This is a genomic window from Bradyrhizobium sp. Mp19, assembly GCF_029952935.1.
In the GTDB taxonomy this organism is placed as follows: Bacteria; Pseudomonadota; Alphaproteobacteria; order Rhizobiales; family Xanthobacteraceae; genus Bradyrhizobium; species Bradyrhizobium elkanii.
Genome location: NZ_JASAUT010000127.1, coordinates 1 through 6,609, shown reverse-complemented (window position 1 = coordinate 6,609; position 6,609 = coordinate 1). Strand labels below are relative to the sequence as shown.

Sequence of the window (6,609 nt, the reverse complement as noted above, 5' to 3'; positions counted from 1 at the left end):
CGTCGGTTCGCACACTGTAACTTCGATGGCAGGTGATTCGTCAGACTCCCCAGAGGGGATATTTCGATGTGCCCTCGCTCGACGGGCTGGAGTGGACGCGTGTCTCACCCAAGCCTGTGAAGCAGCCGGCCGTTGTCGGCTGAGAGGCGAAGATTTTGCTGGAGCCTGTGATGCGCGGATATATCGTTCGATCATGGCGATTCGCCCCGAAGCTCTTCCGACCGACGCAGCGGCTCTGACCGAGATGGTGCTCGCGCTTGACGCCGAGAACGAGAAGCTGCGTGTGGCGATGCAGACGCTGAAGGAGATGATCTTCGGCAAGCGCTCGGAGCGGCTGGTGGCGATCGTGGCCGAGCAGCTCGCGCTCGAACTGGACGATCTCGCGACCGGCGTCACACCACCTGCGTCAGCCAACGACGATCTACCTGCGACGAAGCCGGCTGGGAAGCCGCGCAAGAAGGCGAGGCGCAACATCGGTGCGTTGCCCAAGCATTTGCCGCGCTGCGAGCAGGTGCTCGAGCCGGACACGACAGCGTGCCCGTGCTGTCAGGGCGCTCTGCACAGGATCGGCGAGGATGTGAGCGAGGTGCTGGACGTGATCCCGGCGATCCTGCGGGTACTACGCACGGTTCGTCCCAAATACGCCTGCCGCGGTTGCACCGACGGCGTGGTCCAGGCGAAGGTGCTGCCGCGTTTGGTTGAAGGCGGAATGGCATCGACGGCACTCGTGGCTCACGTGGTGGTCTCGAAGTTCGCCTGGTATCTGCCGCTGTACCGCCAAGTGCAGATCCTGGCTGGCCAGGGCATTCATCTCGACCGCGCAACGCTCGCCGGCTGGGTGAAGCGTGCGGCATGGTGGCTCAAGAGCCTTTATGAGCTTCAGCTGCGGACGATCCAGGCTTCGCCGCGGCTGTTCTGCGACGAGACGCCGATGCCGGTGCTCGATCCCGGACGACATCGCACTCGTATCTGCCAGTTCTGGGCGCATGCGATGGATGATCGCCCATGGGGCGGCCCATCGCCGCCGGCGGTCGCCTATGTGTTTGCCGATGGCCGCGGCACCGAGGAGATCGCCGGGCAATTGACCGGCTTCTCCGGCATTCTGCAGGTGGATGGCTATGCCGCCTACAAAGCGCTTGCCCGCGGTCATGGCGGCGCGATCCAGCTCGCTTTTTGTCTCGCCCATGCCCGACGCAAATTCGTCGAAGTGTACAAGACGATGCAGTCGCCGTTCGCTCACGAAGTGATCGAGCGCCTGCAAGCGGTCTACGCCATCGAGGCCGAGATCCGCGGCTCGAGCGCCGAACAGCGGCTTGCCGCCCGCCGCACCAGGGCCGCACCGCTGATGGAGGTGCTGAAGGCGCGACTGAGCTCGATGCTCGACCAGCTGTTCTCCCAGTCGAAGCTGGCGGAGGCTATCAACTATACGCTCAATCACTGGGATGGGCTGACGCTGTTTCTCCGCGACGGCCGCGTTGAGGTCGACAGCAACACTGTCGAGCGTTCAATGCGCCCGATTGCGATGGGAAGGCGGAACTCATTATTCAGCGGCAGCGAGAGCGGTGCTGAGAGCTGGGCAATCCTCGCATCGCTGGTCAATACGGCAAAGCTCCATGAACTCGATCCGCAGGTCTATCTGGCCGATGTGCTGGAGCGCATCATCTCCGGCCAGACCAAGAGCCACCAGTTGCGCGAACTTCTCGCCTGGAACTGGAAGGCCCGCGAGCTCAGCGCACGGGAGGCTGCATGAGCCGGCGCCGCCATTCATCATCATCTTCATCATCGATGGCGGCAGCCGCGATGCCGCTCGACGAACTTGAGCCTTGGCTGCAGGCTCGCGCCGCGCAGCATCCCATCGCCACGAGTCTTCCTATGCTCGACGGCTATGTCGCCGCGATCGTGGCCGGGCCGGTGTCGATAAGTCCGCCCGACTGGATCTGTCCGTTACTCGCCATCGACGCCGATGCGTTCAACCATGGCGGCACGCCTGAGTTCGCTGCGATTTCGGCCGTCGCGCTGCGCCACAACGACATTAGTAACGTTCTTTCCACCGCGCCACATCGGTTCGCGCCCACCCATGCCCGCAAGCCGAATGGCGACGTTGATGCGCGGCCGTGGTGCCAGGGATTCCATGCCGCCATGCGGCTGAGACTATCGGCATGGACCCCGCTGCTCGACATCCGCAACATAAACCACGGCTTGCTCCTGCCCATCCTGCTGCATTGCGTCGACGATCAGGGGCGTCCACTGCTTGGACCACCAAGGAAAGGCCGCGAGACCGAGGAATTCCTGCGCAACGCCCATACCGACATTCCGGACGTCGTCGAGGCCATGCGCCAGTACTGGATGCCGACCCGCTACGCTCGCGCGCGCTGATCACTGCAGACGTGGGAGTTCATGCCGGTTACGTTTGAAAAGCCGCTCAAGAGGGGAAAATGAGGGATTAGTACAAGTGGAAAGAGATCGACTTCAATGGACTGCGGATGCTGTTAGGCCGCCCAGCTTCCGGAAGAGGAAATCCCATTCCAGTTCGCGGCACGGTGGTCGTCCCTACTGGATCTAGTGGGTTTGTAGTTGCCCGGCATGAGCTACTGGTAAGGCCGTTTTGACGGCATGTCTCGCGTACCAAGGTGCGCGCCGGACCAGGAAAACCCGATGCAGCTGATCGCACTGTACCGTACTTCTCTTGCACTGATCCTGTTTGCCTGCGGGGTAATTGGGAGCGCGCAAGCCGACGATCCACAGCGGCCCGCCCAGGTCACGATGCGGTCCGGCCAAAAGAGTGGCGCTGGCCAAACGAGTATGCCGTCTGCTGCTGAGCCGCATCGCCTGCCGCCGGACTCCAGCACCGGACACACGCTTGAGCTCCCTGGACGGACGCTTGCCTTCGTCGCGACCGCCGGCTCCATCCGGTTGTTCGACGACAAGGGCGAGCCGCAGGCTGACATCGTCTATACCTCCTATCAGCTCGACGGCACCGATCGCGGCATGCGCCCGGTAACATTCTTTTTCAACGGCGGACCGGGCTCATCATCGGCCTGGCTGCAGCTCGGCAATGCGGGACCGTGGCGGCTGCCGATCAATGCTGACGAGGTCACGCCATCGACATTTCCGGAGGCGAGGCCAAACGCGGAAACGTGGCTCGATTTCACCGATCTGGTGTTTCTCGACCCGGTCGGCACCGGCTACAGCCGTTTCGTGGGGACCAGCGATGACGCGCGCAAGCGGTTCTTCTCCGTTGAGGGCGACGTCAACTCGCTCGCGCTGGTGGTCCGCCGTTGGCTCGAAAAGCATGACCGGCTGTTGTCGCCGAAATACATCGTAGGTGAAAGCTATGGGGGCATTCGCGGGCCAAAGGTTGTGCACCAGTTGCAGATGCGGCAGGGCATAGGTGTCAAGGGGCTGATCATGGTCTCGCCAAGATTCGACTCCAGCCAGTTTGCCCACACGAGCCTGCTGCAGTACGTCGCAAGACTGCCGAGCTATGTCGCTACCCTGCGTGAAGCAGAAGGTCCGGTAAAGCGAGCCGATCTCGCCGACGTGGAAGCTTATGCACGCGGGGAGTATCTGGTCGACCTCATCAAGGGCCAGGCGGACAAGGAAGCAACCATGCGTCTGGCCGATAAGGCTGCGGCGCTGACCGGCATCGACCAAGCGGTGAGTCGCCGGCTCGCGGGCCGCCTCGACCTAGCCGAATTCCGCCGTGAATTCGATCGTAAGAACGGCAAGCTCATCGGCAATTATGACGCCTCGGTGCATGGCATAGATCCATATCCGGAGTCGGATCTTCACCTTTCCGGGGATCCCTCGAGCGATACACTACTGGCGCCTCTGACCAGCGCCACTGTCGATCTCCTGACGCGCAAGCTTAACTGGCGGCCCGACGGCTCCTATGAGCTATTGAACGGCACCGTCGTCCAATCTTGGGACTTCGGCCGCACCCCACCCGAGTCGCTCTCGGAGCTACGCCAAATCCTGGCAACGGATCGGAGCATGAAATTGCTGGTCGGGCACGGCCTGTTTGACCTCGTCACGCCGTATTTCGAATCACAAATCCTGCTCGATCAATTGCCGCCATTTGCCTCGGCTCCGCGCGTCAAACTTGTCGTTTTTCCCGGCGGCCACATGTTCTATTCGCGGGACAGTTCGCGTCAAGCGTTTCGTACAGAGGTCGAAGCGATGATGAAGTAGTGCCGGCGACGAACTTGATCACAAGCAAGCTCGTGTTCCGGCGCGCGCAGTCACATTCTCTCAGCGAGTGCAGAAGAAGTCCTAGCGCCCGCTTCGAGGCGCGAGACGCCGGCTACGATTCGTCGTGTGCGCCGTCACTTACGATGGGGCAAACACAACGAGACGAGACGGTATTTCGGACAACAGGCTCTGGACAGGAGATTGCACTTTGGGCTTCTATCGCCAGCATTCTCGCAGCCGCAATCGGTTTTTCCTGGAATGCAAATCCGCTCGCGCAAGCGTTCGCGGCGATCTTCATCGCCTGCGCGCTGATCCGCCGCTCTTGCCTATGGTCCGCGCCGAGCCTCAATCCTGTTTGCATCGTGCAGCTCGATTGCGCTCACGATGGAAAGCCTTGGCATCGCTACGGGCTTTCCCTTCGGCAGCTATCATTTCGAGCTGGGCGCGGATTTCCCCCATATCGGCCTCGTTCCACTCATCATCGGACCGTTCTGGTTCGGGCTGGCTATTTTTCGTGGACAGTGACGCCGATCCTACTTGATGGCGCCGATCGTCAGCTCGATCGGCCTTTCAACTGATCGCTCTGGCCAGTCGTCGCTGGGTTCGTCGTGAGCCAATTGGACAAATTGACCATCGCGCTCGCGGAAAAGTTCGGGCCCGGGGTTTTGTTTTGGCGCCGTCAAGCGACGGGATGGCTAACGGGATCCCCCCGGGGCCGGGACTCGGGCGGACACGGCCTGCGAGCTTGTTCCAAGCAGGATTGGACATGAGGCGCACTTCTGTCCCTGCAGGTTTTTGGAAGACACCCAGATCGATATTCTCGGCAAATGCCTTCCTTGAAGAAAATGCGGCTGCTGTGCGAGCAATGCGAAATGGCCCAGTTCAGGCGGCGGCCCTATTGGCTTGTCGGATGCGGTGCAAGCTGGCTTCAACGCTTCCGCGTCGCGAGGATTCGAGCCATGAAGAAAATTCTCGATCTGGCGTCCATTCACCCAGCATCGCTCCAGAGCGAGATGAGAACCGTCTTGCACAGCACTTTCTTACATCACGGCGGCTCCGTGTCGTAAATGACACCTACTAGGCGTCGCCATTGATATCAGGTCAGCTTGAGTCGCGCGGTTCGCAGGATGCGGCCAATGCGGATTTTACGACTCCTCCCTGCCTTCAGGCGTCCTGGCGAATCCTGCTGTGTGCGAATACGAACTCGTCCGTGCATCGAGCGAGCGTCGTAAGCATTGCGGCGATAGCGGCTGTGAAGATCCTGTCTCTTCGGGCTGGGTGCAGAGCTAGATGTTTGTGCCAGTCAGTTTTCTTCTTCATTGGCTGGCCGGGCCTCCAGGTCCTTCGCGGGAGAGTCTTCAGCAGGCCGCGCTTTCTTGTGCCGCTTTTTGGCGCTCGGGGATTTTGGCGGCTCGCTGGATCCGGACACATCTTCTTTTGCTTGCACTGCGTGGCGTCGCTCGGGACCTCGGCGCCGGACTATGCCGATGAGGCCGACAAGCACCAGCGCGAGGCCGGCAGCGATCACGAGAACCGGGACTGCGTTTGCCCAATCGAGGCTCAAGGATTTGACCCTTACTGGATTGCGGGCGCCAACCGAGCACCATGGACGAAGGACTAAGTTTGGTCGTTGCCCTGAGTATTCGTCAGGCTCTCTTTTATGTGTTCAGCCTGTTCCCTCGTCAGTTTCTCGGCCAGGTGGCTGTCCTTTATCAGCGCTGGTCCCTTGCGTTCTCGATCATAAACCATCCAGCCAGAGGTCCCCATTCGAACGATAAATCTGGCCTGCGCAGGCGTTCCAAAATTCACTGGTTCTCTCTGTAAGCCTTGCAACCCATCAATTAGGCTCGCCATCGGCATGCAAGTCAATTGTACTATGTGAATCTGCGCATTCGGATTGAGCGAGCAGTCTCCAGACGTTCGTTGCATCCGTCATTCCTTGAAATTCCGCGCCGGCTTGGAACGTCCTGCCGATCGATCCAATGAACGAGAATGGTCAAAGGACTTAGATTGCACGTGGCGTTCGCGGTCGATGCGGCAAGAGCCGCGCGGGTTACCCATGAATTCACCAGCCATAGTGCCATAGTGACGAAGAGGCCAAGAAGCGGGCCGAGGGGTATTTAGATGCCCACGATGTCCTCGAGACTAGGATCGACCATAGGTTGGTCGGCAGCCTGAAGTGTGGCTAGGTGGCCGGTCAATCGCCCTGCTACCGTCACGCCTTACCCCGTCTGGACTTGAAAAGCGGCCGCCCTCGCGAATTCCCTCGAGCTCCTTTTGCTGGAAGCTGTTGGAAGGCCATGCAAGCCGAGTATGAGGTGAGCTGGAAACCGAGTTTCTGGCTAGTACCCACTTTTCTTGGAACGTGAGTCGTGATTCAAGGTCGGGATGATACCCGAAGCAAGAGAAGTCCGCCTT

Annotated in this window: 4 protein-coding genes and 1 pseudogene; 4 read left to right on the top strand and 1 reads right to left on the bottom strand. The window is 60.4% G+C overall.

What is annotated here, in order from left to right; translation table 11 throughout:
- Positions 1-193: 193 nt before the first annotated feature.
- The 4 genes and pseudogenes from QJT82_RS44770 to QJT82_RS44755 all read left to right on the top strand — a co-directional run.
- Positions 194-1,750: an IS66 family transposase gene (locus tag QJT82_RS44770; protein WP_018269968.1), complete on the top strand. Its 1,557-nt coding sequence runs from the start codon at positions 194-196 to the stop codon at positions 1,748-1,750.
- Complete coding sequence (locus QJT82_RS44765) at positions 1,747-2,376, top strand: UPF0149 family protein (protein ID WP_233475738.1); 630 nt, start codon at positions 1,747-1,749, stop codon at positions 2,374-2,376. Before QJT82_RS44770 ends, QJT82_RS44765 begins: the two co-directional genes overlap by 4 nt.
- Positions 2,377-2,655: 279 nt before the next feature.
- Complete coding sequence (locus QJT82_RS44760; protein WP_026192333.1) at positions 2,656-4,191, top strand: peptidase S10; 1,536 nt, start codon at positions 2,656-2,658, stop codon at positions 4,189-4,191.
- Between the two features lie 336 nt (positions 4,192-4,527).
- Positions 4,528-4,716 (top strand): annotated as a pseudogene (locus tag QJT82_RS44755) (carotenoid biosynthesis protein); the annotation flags it as partial.
- Between the two features lie 778 nt (positions 4,717-5,494).
- On the opposite strand, the gene QJT82_RS44750 reads toward QJT82_RS44755, so the two are convergent.
- The gene (locus QJT82_RS44750) at positions 5,495-5,755 is read right to left on the bottom strand and encodes a hypothetical protein (RefSeq protein ID WP_125459168.1); all 261 of its coding nucleotides are present in this window, start codon (positions 5,753-5,755) and stop codon (positions 5,495-5,497) included.
- Positions 5,756-6,609 lie beyond the last annotated feature (854 nt).